This is a genomic window from Salmonella sp. SAL04213 (assembly GCF_046550535.1).
Classification (GTDB): domain Bacteria; phylum Pseudomonadota; class Gammaproteobacteria; order Enterobacterales; family Enterobacteriaceae; genus Salmonella; species Salmonella enterica.
Window position 1 is genome coordinate 170,422 of record NZ_JBGDXS010000007.1, and the last position, 16,712, is coordinate 187,133.

The 16,712-nt window shown below is 51.4% G+C and carries 19 protein-coding genes and 1 pseudogene; all 20 read left to right on the forward strand.

From position 1 onward, the window contains the following. Positions 1-4: 4 nt before the first annotated feature. The 20 genes and pseudogenes from ACLJPQ_RS17560 to ACLJPQ_RS17655 all read left to right on the forward strand — a co-directional run bounded on the left by ACLJPQ_RS17560 (position 5) and on the right by ACLJPQ_RS17655 (position 16,618). On the forward strand, positions 5-460 hold the full coding sequence (locus ACLJPQ_RS17560) for a Gp37 family protein (protein WP_080184857.1): 456 nt from the start codon (positions 5-7) through the stop codon (positions 458-460). Continuing rightward, positions 457-654, forward strand: coding sequence for a hypothetical protein (locus ACLJPQ_RS17565; protein WP_000875313.1), 198 nt, complete (start codon positions 457-459; stop codon positions 652-654). The genes ACLJPQ_RS17560 and ACLJPQ_RS17565 overlap by 4 nt, the downstream gene beginning before the upstream one ends. Then, complete coding sequence (locus ACLJPQ_RS17570) at positions 644-2,071, forward strand: phage tail sheath family protein (RefSeq protein ID WP_000729848.1); 1,428 nt, start codon at positions 644-646, stop codon at positions 2,069-2,071. The genes ACLJPQ_RS17565 and ACLJPQ_RS17570 overlap by 11 nt, the downstream gene beginning before the upstream one ends. After that, positions 2,071-2,595: a phage major tail tube protein gene (locus ACLJPQ_RS17575; protein WP_023138088.1), complete on the forward strand. Its 525-nt coding sequence runs from the start codon at positions 2,071-2,073 to the stop codon at positions 2,593-2,595. The genes ACLJPQ_RS17570 and ACLJPQ_RS17575 overlap by 1 nt, the downstream gene beginning before the upstream one ends. 51 nt (positions 2,596-2,646) lie before the next feature. Next, positions 2,647-2,964, forward strand: coding sequence for a phage tail assembly protein (locus tag ACLJPQ_RS17580; protein WP_080184856.1), 318 nt, complete (start codon positions 2,647-2,649; stop codon positions 2,962-2,964). Then, entirely contained in the window at positions 2,924-3,052 is a 129-nt protein-coding gene (locus tag ACLJPQ_RS17585) for a GpE family phage tail protein (protein ID WP_001185654.1), read from the forward strand. Before ACLJPQ_RS17580 ends, ACLJPQ_RS17585 begins: the two co-directional genes overlap by 41 nt. Positions 3,053-3,148: 96 nt before the next feature. Continuing rightward, entirely contained in the window at positions 3,149-5,503 is a 2,355-nt protein-coding gene (locus ACLJPQ_RS17590; RefSeq protein ID WP_080184855.1) for a phage tail tape measure protein, read from the forward strand. After that, positions 5,503-6,456 carry a phage tail protein gene (locus ACLJPQ_RS17595; RefSeq protein ID WP_080184854.1) on the forward strand — a complete coding sequence of 318 codons (954 nt, stop codon included), beginning with the start codon at positions 5,503-5,505 and terminating at the stop codon, positions 6,454-6,456. Before ACLJPQ_RS17590 ends, ACLJPQ_RS17595 begins: the two co-directional genes overlap by 1 nt. Beyond that, the gene (locus ACLJPQ_RS17600) at positions 6,456-6,665 is read left to right on the forward strand and encodes a tail protein X (RefSeq protein ID WP_001269716.1); all 210 of its coding nucleotides are present in this window, start codon (positions 6,456-6,458) and stop codon (positions 6,663-6,665) included. The genes ACLJPQ_RS17595 and ACLJPQ_RS17600 overlap by 1 nt, the downstream gene beginning before the upstream one ends. Further along, on the forward strand, positions 6,653-7,696 hold the full coding sequence (locus tag ACLJPQ_RS17605) for a phage late control D family protein (RefSeq protein ID WP_024156613.1): 1,044 nt from the start codon (positions 6,653-6,655) through the stop codon (positions 7,694-7,696). The genes ACLJPQ_RS17600 and ACLJPQ_RS17605 overlap by 13 nt, the downstream gene beginning before the upstream one ends. A 9-nt stretch (positions 7,697-7,705) precedes the next feature. Then, a complete protein-coding gene (locus ACLJPQ_RS17610; protein ID WP_000679393.1) occupies positions 7,706-8,428 on the forward strand; it encodes a phage baseplate assembly protein V in 723 nt (240 codons plus the stop codon). A gap of 326 nt (positions 8,429-8,754) precedes the next feature. Further along, entirely contained in the window at positions 8,755-9,117 is a 363-nt protein-coding gene (locus ACLJPQ_RS17615) for a GtrA family protein (RefSeq protein ID WP_000593182.1), read from the forward strand. Continuing rightward, a complete protein-coding gene (locus tag ACLJPQ_RS17620; protein WP_000703634.1) occupies positions 9,114-10,043 on the forward strand; it encodes a glycosyltransferase family 2 protein in 930 nt (309 codons plus the stop codon). Before ACLJPQ_RS17615 ends, ACLJPQ_RS17620 begins: the two co-directional genes overlap by 4 nt. Further along, entirely contained in the window at positions 10,043-11,590 is a 1,548-nt protein-coding gene (locus tag ACLJPQ_RS17625) for a DUF6056 family protein (RefSeq protein ID WP_000632048.1), read from the forward strand. The genes ACLJPQ_RS17620 and ACLJPQ_RS17625 overlap by 1 nt, the downstream gene beginning before the upstream one ends. A 163-nt stretch (positions 11,591-11,753) precedes the next feature. Further along, entirely contained in the window at positions 11,754-12,113 is a 360-nt protein-coding gene (locus ACLJPQ_RS17630) for a GPW/gp25 family protein (RefSeq protein ID WP_001093501.1), read from the forward strand. Beyond that, positions 12,104-13,219 carry a baseplate J/gp47 family protein gene (locus tag ACLJPQ_RS17635; protein WP_080184853.1) on the forward strand — a complete coding sequence of 372 codons (1,116 nt, stop codon included), beginning with the start codon at positions 12,104-12,106 and terminating at the stop codon, positions 13,217-13,219. The genes ACLJPQ_RS17630 and ACLJPQ_RS17635 overlap by 10 nt, the downstream gene beginning before the upstream one ends. Further along, the gene (locus ACLJPQ_RS17640; RefSeq protein WP_080184852.1) at positions 13,212-13,844 is read left to right on the forward strand and encodes a phage tail protein I; all 633 of its coding nucleotides are present in this window, start codon (positions 13,212-13,214) and stop codon (positions 13,842-13,844) included. The genes ACLJPQ_RS17635 and ACLJPQ_RS17640 overlap by 8 nt, the downstream gene beginning before the upstream one ends. 2 nt (positions 13,845-13,846) lie before the next feature. Then, positions 13,847-15,553: a tail fiber protein gene (locus ACLJPQ_RS17645; RefSeq protein WP_080184851.1), complete on the forward strand. Its 1,707-nt coding sequence runs from the start codon at positions 13,847-13,849 to the stop codon at positions 15,551-15,553. 69 nt (positions 15,554-15,622) lie between these two features. Beyond that, on the forward strand, positions 15,623-16,078 hold the full coding sequence (locus ACLJPQ_RS17650) for a hypothetical protein (protein WP_080184850.1): 456 nt from the start codon (positions 15,623-15,625) through the stop codon (positions 16,076-16,078). Positions 16,079-16,329: 251 nt separating this feature from the next. Next, a pseudogene (locus tag ACLJPQ_RS17655) lies at positions 16,330-16,618 on the forward strand (hypothetical protein). Positions 16,619-16,712 lie beyond the last annotated feature (94 nt).

Genomic DNA, 16,712 nt, shown 5'->3' on the forward strand with positions numbered 1-16,712 from the left:
GTATATGGAAACATTATCTGTTATACATACCGTGGCGAATAGACTACGTGAATTAAACCCTGATATGGATATACATATTTCATCAACCGATGCGAAAGTATATATCCCAACAGGACAGCAGGTAACGATATTAATTCACTACTGCGGTTCGGTTTTTACCGCCCCAGAAAATACGAATGCCACGGTACAAAAACAACTAATCCGGATTTCCGCCACCGTTATTGTTCCGCAAATAAGTGACGCGATAAACGCGCTGGATCGTCTACGTCGTTCGTTGGGGGGCATTGAACTTCCAGACTGCGATCGTCCGCTCTGGCTGGAAAGCGAAAAATATATCGGCGACGCCGCAAACTTCTGCCGTTACGCCCTGGATATGACCGCCAGCACCCTGTTTATCGCGGAACAGGAAAGCAAGGACTCCCCCCTGCTTACAGTCGTTAATTATGAGGAAATTCAATGAAATATATCTACAGTGGCCCGGCAAGCGGCGTCACGCTCGCCGACGGTCAGGAAGTCTTACTGTGGCCCAATAGCGAAATCTCGCTACCGGAAGATAACGAGTGGGTAATCACCATGATTGCCCGCCGTCACCTGGCGCCAGTGGTTACGCAAGAAGTAGAAACTAATGAAGAGGAAATTGTCCATGGCAGCTAATTACCTGCACGGTGTAGAGACCATTGAGATCGAAACCGGCCCACGTCCGGTGAAGGCGGTTAAATCTGCGGTTATTGGTCTGATCGGCACCGCGCCATGCGGCCCGGTTAACCAGCCGACGCTGTGTCTTTCTGAAAGCGACGCGGCGCAGTTTGGCCCAGGCCTGGCAAATTTCACCATCCCGCAGGCGCTGAAGGCGATCTACGATCACGGCGCGGGGACGGTCGTGGTGATTAACGTGCTGAATCCGGCGGTACACAAAAGTACCATTCCCAGTGAAACCGTGAAGGTTGATGACAACGGTCAGATTCAACTCAAGCACGGGGCCGTGCAAACGATGAACATTGGCCGCAGCACGAACGCCGGAAACGCTTATATCAAAGGCACCGATTACACCATTGATATGCTGACCGGTAAAATCACCTGCATGGGAACCAACCTGAAACCCGGCGTTCAGGCCTATGTAAATTATACTTACGCGGACCCCACCAAAGTGACTGCTGCCGATATTATTGGCGCGGTAAACACCGCGGGTGACCGTACCGGCATGAAGCTGTTACAGGACACCTGGAACCAGTTTGGTTTTTACGCAAAGATCCTGATTGCGCCGGTCTTTTGTACGCAAAACTCGGTCGCCGTTAAGCTTATCGCTCAGGCAGAAGCGCTGGGAGCCATTACCTACATTGATGCGCCCATCGGCACGACTTTCCAGCAAGTTCTGGCAGGGCGCGGCCCGCAGGGGGCGATTAACTTCAATACCAGTTCCGATCGCGCGCGTCTGTGCTATCCGCACGTTAAAGTGTACGACAGCGCGACGGACAGCGAAGTCCTGGAGCCGCTCTCCTCCCGCGCCGCTGGCCTGCGTGCCAAAGTGGATCTGGAAAAAGGCTTCTGGTGGAGCAACTCCAATCAGGAAATTCAGGGCATTACCGGCGTAGAGCGCTCGCTGTCAGCGATGATCGACGATCCGCAAAGCGAAGTGAATCAACTGAACGAAAACGGCATCACCACCATCTTCAACAGCTATGGCTCCGGTTTGCGCCTGTGGGGCAACCGTACCGCCGCCTGGCCGACGGTTACCCATATGCGTAACTTTGAGAACGTGCGCCGTACTGGTGATGTGATTAACGAATCGATTCGTTATTTCAGCCAGCAGTATATGGATATGCCGATAAACCAGGCGCTGATCGACGCGCTAACCGAATCGGTGAACACCTGGGGTCGTAAGCTGATTGCCGACGGCGCGCTGTTGGGTTTTGAATGCTGGTACGACCCGGCGCGTAACGAACAGACTGAACTGGCAGCCGGGCATCTGTTGCTGAGCTATAAATTCACCCCGCCGCCGCCGCTGGAACGTCTGACGTTTGAAACCGAAATTACCTCTGAATATTTAGTTTCTCTGGAGAGCAATCGCTAATGGCTGGAAAAATTCAAATTAACCGTATTACCAACGCCAATATTTATCTTGATGGTAATAATCTTTTAGGTCGCGCGAGTGAAATTAAACTGCCTGACATCAGCATGATTATGCAGGAGCATAAAGCGTTGGGGATGGTCGGTAAAATTGAACTGCCTGCCGGTTTTGACAAACTGGAAGGTGAAATTAAATGGAACTCGTTTTACCACGACGTCATGCGTAAAACGGCAAACCCGTGGCAGGCGCTGGCATTGCAGTGCCGCTCCAGTATCGATTGTTATAACTCGCAGGGTAAAGCGGATCAGTTAGCGCTGGTGACGCATATGACCGTAATGTTTAAAAAGAACCCGCTGGGAACGTTTAAACAGAATGAAAACCCGGAATTCAGCAGCGCCTTCGGCTGCACTTATATTAAACAGGTGGTTGACGGTGAAACGCTTCTTGAACTGGATTATCTGGCGAATATTTTCCGCGTAAATGGCACGGATCAATTAAATGCCTACCGCAATAATATTGGCGGTTAATTACTTCGGGGCTACGGCCCCGAATTTAACACGACGAATAAGGACTATACCATGAACGAAAAATATACCCTGCAATTCCCGTTTACCTCCGCCGCCGGGGAACGTATCGACGTTTTGCAATTACGTCGCCTGAAGGTAAAAGATATGCGCGCCGCGCGACGCGCCAGCGATAAACCGGAAGAGTGGGATGAGCCGCTGATGGCGGCTATGACCGAGCTGGTAGCCGAAGATCTGGCGGAAATGGATCTGCTGGACTATCAGGCATTGCAGAAACGATTTCAGGCCATGCTTAGCATGGCTACAGAACCCACAGCAGTTGTGGCAGGCAATGGCGCTGCTGGCGAGGTGGTTTCGCTTTCCGCCCAGTGAAATTGACGCGCTGTCGGTTGACGATTTTACCTGCTGGCTGGACGAAGCCAGCGCGCAAATTAAACACGAATACGACTCGCAGGCTTAATGCCTGCGGGTTTCCTGACCCAAGCCCGGTTCACTCCTTCCCTGTCCTTTTTCCGGCAAGCAGCCTGTTACCGGGCAACTTATACGAGACACTATTTTGGCCAACGACATTATTACTCAGCTTCAGGCGCGTAATGAGACGTTGACGCAGGCAATAGCCCGTTACGGCTCACTCAACGCCAGCACGCTGCACACGCTCAGCTTTGAGCAAACAAAAATCACCCGGCTTACGCAACAGCTCACTAACTCCGCCCTTCGCCGGGAAGAGAACGATAAACAGCGCGCCGGGTTGCTGGAAAAAACACAAACGTTCGCCGGGCAGTTCGGCAAGCTCCTGAACGTTGAGACTCCCGACTGGAAGCTGCCTTACGAATTTCAGGGCAACATGGTCGATATGGCGGCGAAAGGCGGCATGGATAACACCGCGCGGGACGCCCTGAGCCTGAATCTCCGCGACTGGAGTCTTGATTTCAATCAGGATCAAAAAGATCTGCAAAGCGCCGCCGCCACGATGATCGAAGGCGGCGTCAGCGCATTGCAGGATCTTAGCCGCTACATGCCCGATATCGCCAAAGCCGCAACCGCCTCCCGCGACAGCGCGCAAAGCTGGGCGCAGGCGGCTCTGGCCACTCGCGACAAACTGAACATCGCCCCTGACGGCTTCCGTTTTGCGCAAAATATGCTGTACAGCGTGGCAAAAAGCGGCGGCGGCTCCGTTGCAGAACAAACCCAGTGGATTAACGCCTTTGCCGGAAAAACCGGCGCTCAGGGGAAAGAAGGCATTGCGGAACTGACCGCAACGATGCAAATCGCCATGAAAAACGCCCCTGACGCAGGCGCGGCGGCAGCGAATTTCGACCATTTTCTGAAATCCGCCTTCTCGAAAGAGACGGACAGTTGGTTTGCCCGTCAGGGCGTGGATCTTCAGGGATCGCTGCTGGAGCATCAGCAAAACGGCATCGGCATCACCGAAGCGATGACCCACATCGTGCAGATGCAGCTGGAGAAAATGAACCCGCAGATCCTCGACACCTTCAGGCAAACCATGAAGATTGAGGATCTTTCCGCGCGCGGCGACGCGCTACAGGCCATGACGGAGAAATTTAACCTCGGCGCGATGTTCGGCGATGCGCAAACGCGGGATTTTCTCGCCCCGATGCTGGCGAATATGGACGAATATCGCCAGCTAAAAGCCTCCGCAATACAGGCGGCGGGGCAACATTTTATTGATGATGACTTCGCCGCGAAAATGACATCGCCCGGAGAACAGACCAAAGCGTTACAACTGGCGCTTAACGATCTGTGGCTGACCGTCGGCCTGGAACTGATGCCCGCCATTGGCGAACTGGCGCAAAGCATCACGCCGCTGGTGCGGCAGTTCAGCGCCTGGCTGCGGGAAAACCCGGCGCTGGTGCAAGGGGTCGCCAAAGTCGTTGGCGTTATCTGGCTGTTCAACGGGGCGCTGAATATTCTCAGGCTGGGAGCAAACCTCATTGCGTCACCGTTTATTCGCCTGATCGATATCTTCCTGAAGGTCAAAGCCGGTCTGGCGCTGGGCGGCGGCAGTCGCGCGCTGTCGGTTCTGAAATCGTTTGGCAACGGTGCGAAAAGCCTGACGATGCTGCTGGGAAACGGCCTGATAAAAGGGCTACGGCTGGTCGGCCAGACATTTATCTGGCTGGGTCGGGCGCTGCTGATGAACCCTGTCGGCCTGACCATCACCGCTATCGCAGGCGCCGCCTATTTACTTTATCGCTACTGGGAACCGATTTCCGGTTTCTTTGCCGGAGTCTGGGAGCGCATCAAAACCGCCTTTGACGGAGGCATTGCCGGCGTCACGCGTTTGATTCTCGACTGGTCGCCGCTGGGGCTGTTTTACCGCGCCTTCGCCAGCGTACTGGACTGGTTTGGCATTGAACTCCCCGCCAGCTTCAGCGAATTTGGCGGCAATATTCTGGATAGCTTGATCAACGGCATTCTGAATGCGCTTCCTTTCCTGAACGGGGCGATTGAGAAGATAAAAGCGCTGATCCCCGACTGGGCGAAAAGCGCGCTGGGCATCAGCGCTGAAATGCCGTCTGTCGCCGCCGCCGTCCCCGGTATTGCCGGAACAATGGTCGCGCAACAGGCCAGCGCGCCGCTGGTATCGGGAGCGAAAGCGGTGACAACCTCGGCCAAAACGATGGCCTCGCCGCAGCCTATGAAGATGAAAAGCGCTGCCACGCCGCCGACGCCAGCCGCGCTTCCCGGCAAATCCGGCGGGAAACCTTATACGCGGCCCTCCCGCGCGCAAAGCAACGTGCAGGTACACTTTTCCCCGCAGGTTACCGTGCAGGGAAGCGGCGCGAATGCCGCCAAAGATATCAACAACGTGCTGTCGCTGAGCAAACGCGAGCTGGAGAGAATGATTAACGATGTCATGGCGCAACAACGGCGCCGGGAGTACGCATAATGTATGCCGTATTAGGCGAAATAGAATTTGACGTCGTCGCTTACTGGGACGAATTTGAAAGCACGATGGGCGTGGATTATACCAGCCATGCCCGTATTGAAGGGAAACCGGGCGTGCAATTTATCGGCGATAAGCTGGACAAAATCACCCTGAAATTCAACTTTCATAGTCAGTATTGCCAGCCGACCACCGAGCTGAACCGTCTGCGGGAAGCGATGACCGCGCACCAGGCGATGGCGCTGGTGTTCGGCAACGGCGATTATCGCGGCTGGTTCGTGATTACCGATCTGACCGCTACCCACCAGCACACCGATCCTTACGGTAACGTCATTGCTCAGGGCGGCAGTCTGTCGCTACAGGAGTACACCGGCGATCCGAAGAGTCCGTTACTGCCTCCGGCCATTACCACCCAGGAACCGAACATTGACGAGATGTTGGATGAGCTTCCCGACGTTAGCGATTCCTGGTTCGATGAACTGCTGAGCGCCGTTGAAGAGGGTATGCGTGAAGCCAAAGAGATGATGGATGAGGTGGCCGACGCCATTGATGACATCAAAAAAACGATCGCCCAGGCGAAAGAGCTGGTGAAGGAAGCCAAAGCGCTGAAAGAAAAATGCGGCGATATCGTCGATTCGCTGAAAAAAACCATGAGTTCGATAGACGCGCTGTTCCAGCAGCCGCTGGATTTGCAAACGCTGGCCGGGCTGCCGAAAGCGCTGGCGGCAAAAATGCAGGAACTGATCGACAGCCTGCCGGGGATCCGCGAATGCGCGGGCGATGCCGGCACGCTTATTGAACACGCCGAATCGCTGTTTGGCGCTATTACCAGCAGCGTCGCGGAAGCGACTTACGACAGCGCCGCGACGCTGGTCAATCAGGCGCGCGGCGCGCTGCAAACAAGCGCGCCCGACGTGAGCCAGCTTGCCGCCGCCGATATTACGAGGAGTCTGTAATGCGCTACCTTGAACATGTCACCACCGACGGCGAACGCTGGGATAATCTCGCCTGGCGCTATTACGGCGATGCGCTGGCCTACGAACGCATCATCGCGGCCAATCCGCACGTCGCTATTATGCCGGTTTTACCGTCAGGCGTGCGGCTGATCATCCCGGTTATCAGCGTCACGCAAACGACCCCGGAGTTACCGCCATGGCTGAGATAACGGTATCCGGCGGGGTGTTCGCTACCCTGACGCCCATTTTTACCCTTTGGTACGGACATAAAGAGATCACTTACGACATTGCGCCTTATGTCACCAGCATCAGTTACAGCGACAGCATTAAAAACGAGTCGGATGTTATTGCCATTGCGCTGGAAGATAGCGCCGGGCGCTGGGTAAACGAATGGTATCCGGGAAAAGGCGACACGCTGGCGCTGCGCCTGGGCTACCAGGGCGAAGATCTGCTCGATTGCGGAACCTATATCATTGATAAAATTGATATCAGCGCGCCGCCTTCGACGGTCAATATCGACGGTATCGCCACCTCGGTCAGCAAAGCGCTACGCACCAAAAACAGCCAGGGCTTTGAGGAGACGACGCTTTACGCCATCGCCAGTCGCATCGCGCAAAAACACGGTTTAACGCTGGCGGGCAAGATTGCGCCGCTGACCATCGATCGGGTCACGCAATATGCCGAAACCGACGTGGCGTTTCTCAAACGGCTGGCGAGTGAATATGGCTATACCGTGAAAGTGACGGCGACGGAGCTGATCTTTTCGCATCTGCCGACGCTACGCTGTCTGGCGCCGGTGAAGACGCTCAGGCGGACGGATATTTCGCACTACACGTTCAAAGATACCATCAACCGGATCTACAAAAACGCCACCGTGCAGCATCAAAATAGCAAGCAAAAAGAACTGGTTATCTACACCCATGACAGCCAGGAAAAGACCTCGGCGCGCGGTGCGGCGACCAGCGCCGATACCCTGAAGATTAACAGTCGCGCTCCGGATACCGGCGCGGCGCAGGCTAAAGCCAATGCCGCGCTGGACAGCCACAACGAATACCAGCAAACCGGCACGCTCAGCATGATGGGCTGCCCGCAGTTGACGGCGGGCAATAAGATAGAACTGAGCGATTTTGGCGTACTTTCCGGGCAGTGGCTGATTGATAAATCCATGCACAAACTCACGCGCAGCGGCGGCTACACTACCGAAATCGACATTTCACGCGGACCGGCAACCAGCCAGTAAGGAGGCAATATGAAAGGCGTTACCCGCCAGACGGGTATTATCAGCGATATTGATGAGGCGGTCGTGCGCGTCAGAGTCACTCTACCGGAGTGCGATAACCTGCGCAGTAACTGGCTTGCGGTGCTGCAACGCAACACGCAGGACAACAAAGATTACTGGTTGCCGGATATTGGCGAACAGGTGGAGGTTTTGCTCGACGACAACGGCGAGGATGGGGTGGTGCTGGGCGCGGTCTACTCCAGCGTAGATACCGCGCCGCTGGCCTCGCGCGACAAGCGCTACGTGCAGTTTTCCGACGGCGCGGCCTTTGAATATGACCGTGCGTTACACCAGCTCACCGTCAACGGCGGCATAGAAAAAATCGTCATTGAAGTGAAGGAACGTACGCAGCTTACTTCACCGCAAGTAGAGGTCAGGGCGCAGCACGTCACGGTGATATCAGAAACCGTAGACGTGGCGGCCACCTCCGTGGGCGTCAAGGCGGTAGATGTCAACGTGGAAGCGCCCCATACGGGCATTAAAGCGCTGAATGTCACCGTCGATGCGCCGCTCAGCACCTTTACCGGCGACGTTACCGTGATGAAAAAACTTACCTGGCTTGGCGGTATGGCAGGCAGCGGCGGCGTCGGAAACAGCGCGGTTATCACGGGCAACGTGAATGTCCTCGGCAACGTTAACGCCAGCGGCACGCTGATGGACAACGGCGGCAACTCTAACCACCACTCTCACTAACCTGCAAATTGCTGCTGGATGGTGGCTTCGCCTTATCCAGCCTGCAAAAGGTGCATAAACACCGGCCCGGTAAGCGCAGAAGCGCCACCGGGCAAATTGCTGGAGGATATTTATTTCAGCGCAACGTGATTAAGCCCTTTTCCCGCGCTATTTCCGATGAAAATGTAATCACTTTGCGCTGCAAATATTGCATATATGTATATTGGAAAACTAACGCTATTTTTTACTTTAACTTCGCCCTGTTTACATAAAATCTGCTGTTCAGGAATGATCCTCTCAGTTTTGTCTGGTAGACTTCGCTGAATTACAACTTCTTGATTGCTATAATGATAAAATTATTTATAAAGTACGTTTCGATAGGCGTACTTAATACTGCTTTGCACTGGGCTATCTTTGCCCTTTGCGTCTATGGATTTCAAACAAGTCAGGCTTTGGCAAACGTAGCGGGCTTTGCTGTCGCTGTCAGTTTTAGTTTTTTCGCTAACGCCCGGTTTACCTTTGGAGCCAGCGTATCAACCGGACGTTATTTGCTGTACGTCGGTTTTATGGGCGTGCTGAGCGCCGTCGTGGGATGGACAGGCGACAAGTGTGCTATGCCTCCCATTTTTACGCTCATTGTATTTTCCGCAATTAGCCTTATTTGCGGATTTTTATATTCCAGATTCATTGTTTTCAGGAATGAGAAATGAAAATTTCATTAGTGGTTCCCGTCTTTAATGAAGAGGACGCGATCCCTATTTTCTATAAAACGGTCAGAGAATACAGTTCACTTAAACCTTATAACGTTGAGATTATCTTCGTTAATGATGGGAGTCACGATGCGACTGAATCAATCATCAGCGCATTAGCTGTTGCCGATCCTCTTGTTGTTCCGATCTCATTTACCCGCAATTTTGGTAAAGAACCTGCACTTTTTGCCGGATTGGATTACGCGACCGGAGATGTGGTGATCCCTATCGATGTTGATTTACAAGATCCCATCGAAGTAATCCCACATTTGATCAATAAATGGCAGGCTGGTGCAGAAATGGTGCTGGCTAAGCGTATCGATCGTTCAACGGATGGCCACCTGAAGCGTAAAAGCGCTGAGTGGTTCTACAGGCTGCATAACAAAATCAGTACGCCAAAGATTGAAGAGAATGTCGGTGATTTTCGATTGATGTCGCGCGAGATTGTAGAAAATATCAAGCTATTACCAGAACGTAACCTTTTCATGAAAGGTATACTTTCATGGGTTGGAGGTCAAACAGATGTTGTCGAATATGCCCGTGCTGAACGTGTCGCAGGTAGCTCAAAATTTAATGGCTGGAAACTCTGGAACCTGGCGCTGGAGGGGATTACAAGTTTTTCTACTTTCCCTTTGCGTATCTGGACGTATATAGGAGTGAGCGTTTCTGCCCTCTCCCTGATATATGCCATGTGGATGATCATTGATAAATTGATGTGGGGAAACCCTGTTCCTGGTTATCCTTCGCTTATGACCGCGATTCTCTTCTTAGGCGGCATCCAGCTTATCGGCATAGGCATCATGGGTGAATATATCGGACGCGTTTACACGGAGGTGAAGCAAAGACCCCGCTATATCGTGAAAAACAAAAAAACAATGATGGAATAATGATTACTATGCTCAAGATATTACCGAAAACGGCGATGATACTACTGGCTTTTTTGGCCATTTTTCTTATTGAATGGTATACCCCCATTCACTCTGATGATTACCGCTATTACCTTTTAGGAATTTCGCCGGAATCACATTTTCATCATTATATGACATGGAGTGGCAGGATTATAGCTGATTACACCAGCGCACTCATCCTGTATACACGTTCTCAACTCGTGTATTCCATCAGCGCTGCCGTTTCGACACTGGTATTTTGTTATTTCATTGTGAAGACACCCTCAGGTACATTACGCTGGAATAAATCCGACTACTTATTATTCCCACTAATATTCTTCACTTACTGGATTTCGAACCCGAATTTGGGTCAAACCACTTTCTGGATCGTTGGTGCTGCGAATTATTTGTGGACGAATCTGTTCGTTGTTGCATGGCTGTTCTTCTTTTACACCATAACAATAAAAAACAGTAAAGCGATCAGCCCGTGGGTTGCATTACTAAGTTTTATGGCAGGCTGTTCCAATGAAAGCGTCTCACCTTTCGTCTCGCTTATTTCTGTTCTGGCCATTGCATACGAGTTATGGCAAAACAAATCTGTTTCGCGCAATAAGATAGTTTATAGTCTCTGTGCAATCGCAGGTTCATGCGTATTGATACTTTCTCCGGGCAATTTCATCCGCGCCAGCGGAAAAGAATTCTGGTATGGAAGGCCGATTTTTGAACGTATTTTCATTCACTTAACAGAACGCGTTCATAACCATCTGGCGCTGATCTGGATAGCTTATGTTGTTTTGTTATTGCTGGTCTTACTGGTCATATTCAATAAGCAGATTCGCGCCAAAATTGATAAAACGTCCCTTATCTGCGCTGCGTTAGTCGTATGTATAGGTATTGGCACTTCCTTAATCATGTTCGCGTCGCCGTCCTACCCCGATCGGGTTATGAACGGTACGTTTATGTTTTTCCTTTTAGCTATCTCCTTCATCGCTTACGCCCTGTTGAAAAGCGGCGTTAAGGCTGGAGTCGTCGGCGTAACTGCCGTGACTGTTCTCTGTGGTATCGTATTCCTTTGGTCCTATTCATTGATGCTTAACGGTTATAAAAAAACGGCCGGACAGGAAATCGTAAGACAAAAAATCATTACTAAAGAAATAGCGGCAGGTAAACAGAAATTTATCATCCCTGACTATTATTTCGTCAAGTTGCAAAATAGCGGTGGTCATTTTGGTTTATTCCATGATCCTGCTGTTTACGGCGAGTATTATCATGTACAAGCTATTTTCAAAAAGAAAGTCAATTTTGATTATTCTGTAATCGCTAATGGAGCGAAGCACAGCCTTTCCAATGAAACGACGGCTTATAGCAACACCCGCGGGGATTTCGCTATTATCAGCCGGGAGCAGCTAACGGGTTCGATCACACTCTCGGTTAATGGACGGCAGAAAACGATTCCAGTTGAAAAAATGAAGCACGCAGAAATCAATGATGAATTCTGGTACTACGCTTCTGTAGGCAAAGGTGAAATTACAGCAATTTCATTTTAACTTTACGTAAAACGCGATCTTCGCCATTTAACAAAATGTGCATCAACACAGGCCCGGTAAGCGCAGAAGCGCCACCGGGCAAAACACATTCTGACCCCGCCATCAATTATTTCCTTAAAGCGCTTTAATATCTCTCCCCCCGCCGGAAGGCGAAAATAGCCTCATGAACACGAAAACACGACCCTCGACCCTGCACTGGCAACCTGCCTTGCAACGTCCTGAAGAATACGTCTGCGGGCTGGATGATATTCATCAGGCAATACACATCATTCTGCGCACGCCGCGCGGCAGCGATCCCCACAGGCCGCTTTTTGGCAGCAATCTGTGGCGCTACATCGATTACCCGATCGAGCGGGCCATTCCGCACGTTGTTCGCGAATCGGTGGAAGCGATTCGCATGTGGGAACCCCGCTGCCGGTTGCTGAAGGTGACGCCGACGATTGATGGCGAACACCTGACGTTACGCGTGCAATGGCGCGCCGCAGACGGCGTAATCAACTCAACGGAGGTGTTATGGCGATAGCCGAACCCGACTTTATTGACCGCGATCCCGCGCAAATCACCAGCGAGATGATTGCGCAATATGAAGAAGCCAGCGGTAAAAAACTCTATCCGGCGCAGGCTGAGCGGCTGCTCATTGACCTGTTTGCTTATCGTGAAAACCTTGTCCGCATCGCCATCCAGGAGGCAGCGAAGCAAAACCTGGTCGCGTATTCCCGTGCGCCGATGCTGGATTATTTAGGCGAGCTGGTTGGCGTTCACCGTCTGCCCGCTCAGGCGGCAAAAACCACGCTGCAGTTTTCTGTTACTCAAGCGGCTAAAAGTAACCTGATGATTCCACAGGGTACCCGCGCCAGCGCATCGGATAGCGTGATGTTCGCCACCGACGAAGATGTTCTGTTGCCTGCGGGCAGCCTGAGCGTTGCGGTAACTGCAACCTGTGTAGCAACCGGTGAATCCGGCAATAACTGGCAACCTGCGCAAATCAGCGCGCTGGTGGATCGGGTGGGCAACTACGATCTCAGCGTCACCAATCTGACGGCCTCAAGTGGCGGCTGCGGCGAAGAGAACGACGACGCGCTACGTAAACGCGTCCAGCTAGCGCCGGAAAGTTTCAGCAACGCGGGCAGCTATAGCGCCTATCGCTTCCATACGCTCTCGGTCAGCCAGTCGATTATCGACGTGGCGGTGCAGGGGCCGGATGAAGGGCTGGCGGAAGGCTGCGTGGAACTCTATCCGCTGACCCTGAACGGTTTGCCGGGGCCGGAGCTTCTTGCCCAGATCGAACGGGAGGTGAGCAAAGAGAAAAAGCGCCCGCTAACCGATAAGGTGAGCGCTAAATGTTCTCCGCGCGTGGCTTATCAGATCCGCGCCCGGCTGACGCTGTTTACCACCGCCGATCAGGAGACGACGCTTGCCGCCGCGCGTGAAGCGATTAATACATGGACGCGCTCGCGCCAGACCCGGCTGGGCCAGGACATTGTGCCAAACCAGATAATTAAAGTATTGCAGGTCGATGGCGTGTACGACGTCGCGCTGGATATGCCCGCGAAAAAGGTATTGCAGGCACACGAATGGGCAGAATGCACGGCCATTGACGTGACGATTGCCGGAGTCAGCGATGGATAAATTGCTTCTGCCGCCGCCGTTGGCCAGCGACGAACGTTTTTCGATTCTGGCGAATATTGCCGCCGAACGCTTTGCGCAAATCGACCTGACGGCGTTGCTGGTCTATCTGGTGGATATCGTTGATGCCTCGGCACTGCCCTCGTTGGCCGAACAGTTTCATGTACAGGGGCTCGAAGGCTGGCTATTTGCCGTCAATGAACAGGAGAAACGAGAGTTAATTAAGCAGGCGATTGAACTGCATAAATATAAGGGAACTCCCTGGGCCGTTCGCCGCGTACTGGAAATATTATCCTTACCCGGCACGATTTCCGAATGGTTTGAGTATGGCGGTAAGGCTTATTTTTTTAAGGTTGAAATTGAGCTAATTAACCAGGGCATGGATGAAAATCTGTTTAATAACCTGGTCGATCTTATTCATGAGTATAAGAACGTGCGCTCAAAGCTGGAAGCGTTAATTGTCTGGATAATTAACCAAAGCGCTATTCCTGTTATTGGCAGCGCACTTTACGGTGGAGAAATAACGACCGTCTTACCCTTCCAGATTCTGGAAGTTCAACAAACTAAACCGATCTATTTCGGTACAGGGCAATGGAGCCTTGAAATTACATCTATTTACCCGGAGTAATTATGGATAATGAGTTTTATACCCTCCTGACTGACAGGGGAATGGCGAAAATCGCCAGCGCCCTTGCGGATAAGAAACAGATACATCTGCAAAAGATGGCGGTTGGCGACGGCGGCGGACAATATTATGAACCGACCGCCAGCCAGACCAATTTACGTCACGAAGTCTGGCGCGGCGAGATGAATACGCTGACCGTTGCGCCGAATAACCCTAACTGGCTGATTGCCGAGTTGGTGCTGCCGGAAGAGATTGGCGGCTGGTACGTGCGTGAAGTGGGCGTATTCGACGACGAGGGCGAGCTGATCGCCATCGGCAAGTTCCCGGAATCCTACAAACCGCTGCTGCCGGGCGGTTGCGGCAAGCAGGTCTGTATCCGCCTGATTATGGAGGTCTCCAATACCACGGCGGTGACGCTGACGGTCGATCCGAGCATTGTGCTGGCGACGCGCGACTATGTGGATGTCCGGCTGGACGAGCATGAACATTCGACAAATCACCCGGATGCGACATTAACGCAGAAAGGCTTTACACAGCTCAGTAATGCCACCGACAGCGATGACGAAACCAAAGCGGCTACGCCAAAGGCGGTAAAAGCGGCGATGGCGGAAGCGCGTAATCATACCCATACCTGGAACCAGATCACCGGCGTTCCGGACGGTACGCTGACGCAAAAAGGGATTGTTAAGCTTAACAGCGCGACGGACAGCACCAGCACAACGGAAGCGGCAACGCCGAGCGCGGTAAAGGCGGCGATGGATAAGGCGAATGCGGCAGCTCCGGCGAACCATACTCACGTCTGGAACCAGGTTACCGGCGTCCCGGACGGCACGCTGGCGCAAAAAGGGATTGTGAAGCTTAATAACGCCACCGATAGCACCAGCACCACCGAAGCGGCAACGCCCAGTGCGGTCAAGGCGGCGATGGATAAGGCGAGTGCGGCGGCCCCGGCGAACCATACTCACGCCTGGGGGCAGATCACCGACGTCCCGGACGGCACGCTGACGCAAAAAGGGATTGTGAAGCTTAATAGCGCCACCGATAGCACCAGCACCACCGAAGCGGCAACGCCTAGTGCGGTCAAGGCGGCGATGGATAAAGCGAGTGTGGCGGCTCCGGCGAACCATACACATACAGCCGATCAAATTTCGGGGATATTTCCCAAAATAAATGGTGATGGAGCATATAATATAGTTATAGTTACTTTTAAAGATATTGTAGAGTCAGGTATAAAAAAGAAACAAGGAATATATCTTGGCGAAATATTGACTGGAAGTGCTATACATTCATGCTTTTTTAGTCCTAAAGACACTGTAGGTTATGAGTCTTATGATTCTACTTACTATCCAACCGAATCACTGTGTGGACTCTGGCGAGCATGCTCTTCAGCAAATGTTGTGCGGCGTGTAAGCCCCATATATATGTTAGAAAATGCGGCGATTCTGGCCCAACGTATTCCTATCGGGAGTATATCGCGATTTTCAAACATTAATACTCCGTATGCCATTTATACAAATGAACTGGATCGAACTGATGAAACATATCACTCTATAAACTTCACCTGTGACATAGATGGTATAGGTACCAATATTTTATTCACGGCGTCAGAAAACGATCCTGAAGAATATGGACGAAATCTATTCCAAAATGCAAAGTCAGGAATGTACGGTGAAATACGACCGCAAATTACCCCGGTTATAATAAAAGGTTAGGTAATCTCATTAAATCCTATTTACACATGTTCAGAAATAATTATATTGATATTAATCAGGCTGGCAGCCATGAGTCAAACCACCGTCTGGCTCGCCTGCTATAAGGGGCGATCGGAGTATCGCGGCATCGCCAGGTTTGCCGACTGGCTCACGCGCAAAGTCACGCGCGGTATCTACTCTCACTGTGAACTGGCGGTAGAACACGGCGGTAATGAATACCTCTGCTACTCCGCGTCCTTTCGCGATCGCGGCGTGCGGGGAAAGATAATACCGTTACCGGACGATAAGTGGGATAAGCTACCGTTAAAGGCCACGTTGCCGGAAGTGGAGGCCTTTTTCCGCAAACACAACGGCAAACGCTATAACTGGCAGGGCGCGCTCGGTATCGCGCTGTATAACCGGGAGCGCAAAGATAAACTGTTTTGCAGCGAGTTTTGCGCTGAATTTCTCGGACTAAACGATAGCTGGCGCTACTCCCCCAGCCATCTTTATGCCTTAGTCAGTAGCTGGCAATACGATTGTTGAATCTCTCGCCGGGTATAAAGCCCGGCGGTGTTGAATTAAGTAATACCCATTAGTATTTATTTGTTAGCATTAAATGTTCAGTTTGCATAGCAAATGAAGTATTATAAAAAACCATCTTATAGTATTTTTACCAATTGATACGTGAACCTCCCACGATAATAACATTTATTTAACAAGCTAGCTTTCTTCGTTGGAGGAAGAAAAAATCAAACTCTTACATTGCTTATTATTTTCCATATCTAAAAAAGGAAGTGGATTACGGGAATACTGGCGGCATGAGATCATTCGCAGGAATGAATTTTTATTATATCGATTACTTATGCAGGCCAATAACAATCGCCGTCGTAATTTTTTATTTTGGTGGCGTCTGGCAAATGAGATGTATATCTATGGTTCAAAAAAACAGAAAAAAACTGGATTATGGATTAATCGCAAGCTAAATTCCAAATTTGGAATTGATATAGAGCTGGGAGCAGTAAAAGGGGAAATAAGATCACTCCCATCCCAACTCTTATTTTATATCTCCCCATGGAAATATAAAAGACAAAACAATCACTAAACCATTTATCAACTTACATTACATATATTAATAACATTATAAACAAATTAATTACATTCACATCTTGAATGTAAT

Bases quoted from the DNA above. Each gene is read 5' to 3' on its own strand.
- ACLJPQ_RS17615 (WP_000593182.1), top strand. From the start codon at position 8,755: ATGATAAAATTATTTATAAAGTACGTTTCGATAGGCGTACTTAATACT.
- ACLJPQ_RS17570 (WP_000729848.1), top strand. From the start codon at position 644: ATGGCAGCTAATTACCTGCACGGTGTAGAGACCATTGAGATCGAAACC.
- ACLJPQ_RS17580 (WP_080184856.1), top strand. From the start codon at position 2,647: ATGAACGAAAAATATACCCTGCAATTCCCGTTTACCTCCGCCGCCGGG.
- ACLJPQ_RS17565 (WP_000875313.1), top strand. From the start codon at position 457: ATGAAATATATCTACAGTGGCCCGGCAAGCGGCGTCACGCTCGCCGAC.
- ACLJPQ_RS17620 (WP_000703634.1), top strand. From the start codon at position 9,114: ATGAAAATTTCATTAGTGGTTCCCGTCTTTAATGAAGAGGACGCGATC.
- ACLJPQ_RS17560 (WP_080184857.1), top strand. From the start codon at position 5: ATGGAAACATTATCTGTTATACATACCGTGGCGAATAGACTACGTGAA.
- ACLJPQ_RS17630 (WP_001093501.1), top strand. From the start codon at position 11,754: ATGAACACGAAAACACGACCCTCGACCCTGCACTGGCAACCTGCCTTG.
- ACLJPQ_RS17595 (WP_080184854.1), top strand. From the start codon at position 5,503: ATGTATGCCGTATTAGGCGAAATAGAATTTGACGTCGTCGCTTACTGG.
- ACLJPQ_RS17640 (WP_080184852.1), top strand. From the start codon at position 13,212: ATGGATAAATTGCTTCTGCCGCCGCCGTTGGCCAGCGACGAACGTTTT.
- ACLJPQ_RS17635 (WP_080184853.1), top strand. From the start codon at position 12,104: ATGGCGATAGCCGAACCCGACTTTATTGACCGCGATCCCGCGCAAATC.
- ACLJPQ_RS17605 (WP_024156613.1), top strand. From the start codon at position 6,653: ATGGCTGAGATAACGGTATCCGGCGGGGTGTTCGCTACCCTGACGCCC.
- ACLJPQ_RS17650 (WP_080184850.1), top strand. From the start codon at position 15,623: ATGAGTCAAACCACCGTCTGGCTCGCCTGCTATAAGGGGCGATCGGAG.
- ACLJPQ_RS17645 (WP_080184851.1), top strand. From the start codon at position 13,847: ATGGATAATGAGTTTTATACCCTCCTGACTGACAGGGGAATGGCGAAA.
- ACLJPQ_RS17600 (WP_001269716.1), top strand. From the start codon at position 6,456: ATGCGCTACCTTGAACATGTCACCACCGACGGCGAACGCTGGGATAAT.
- ACLJPQ_RS17575 (WP_023138088.1), top strand. From the start codon at position 2,071: ATGGCTGGAAAAATTCAAATTAACCGTATTACCAACGCCAATATTTAT.
- ACLJPQ_RS17610 (WP_000679393.1), top strand. From the start codon at position 7,706: ATGAAAGGCGTTACCCGCCAGACGGGTATTATCAGCGATATTGATGAG.
- ACLJPQ_RS17585 (WP_001185654.1), top strand. From the start codon at position 2,924: ATGGCGCTGCTGGCGAGGTGGTTTCGCTTTCCGCCCAGTGAAATTGAC.
- ACLJPQ_RS17625 (WP_000632048.1), top strand. From the start codon at position 10,043: ATGATTACTATGCTCAAGATATTACCGAAAACGGCGATGATACTACTG.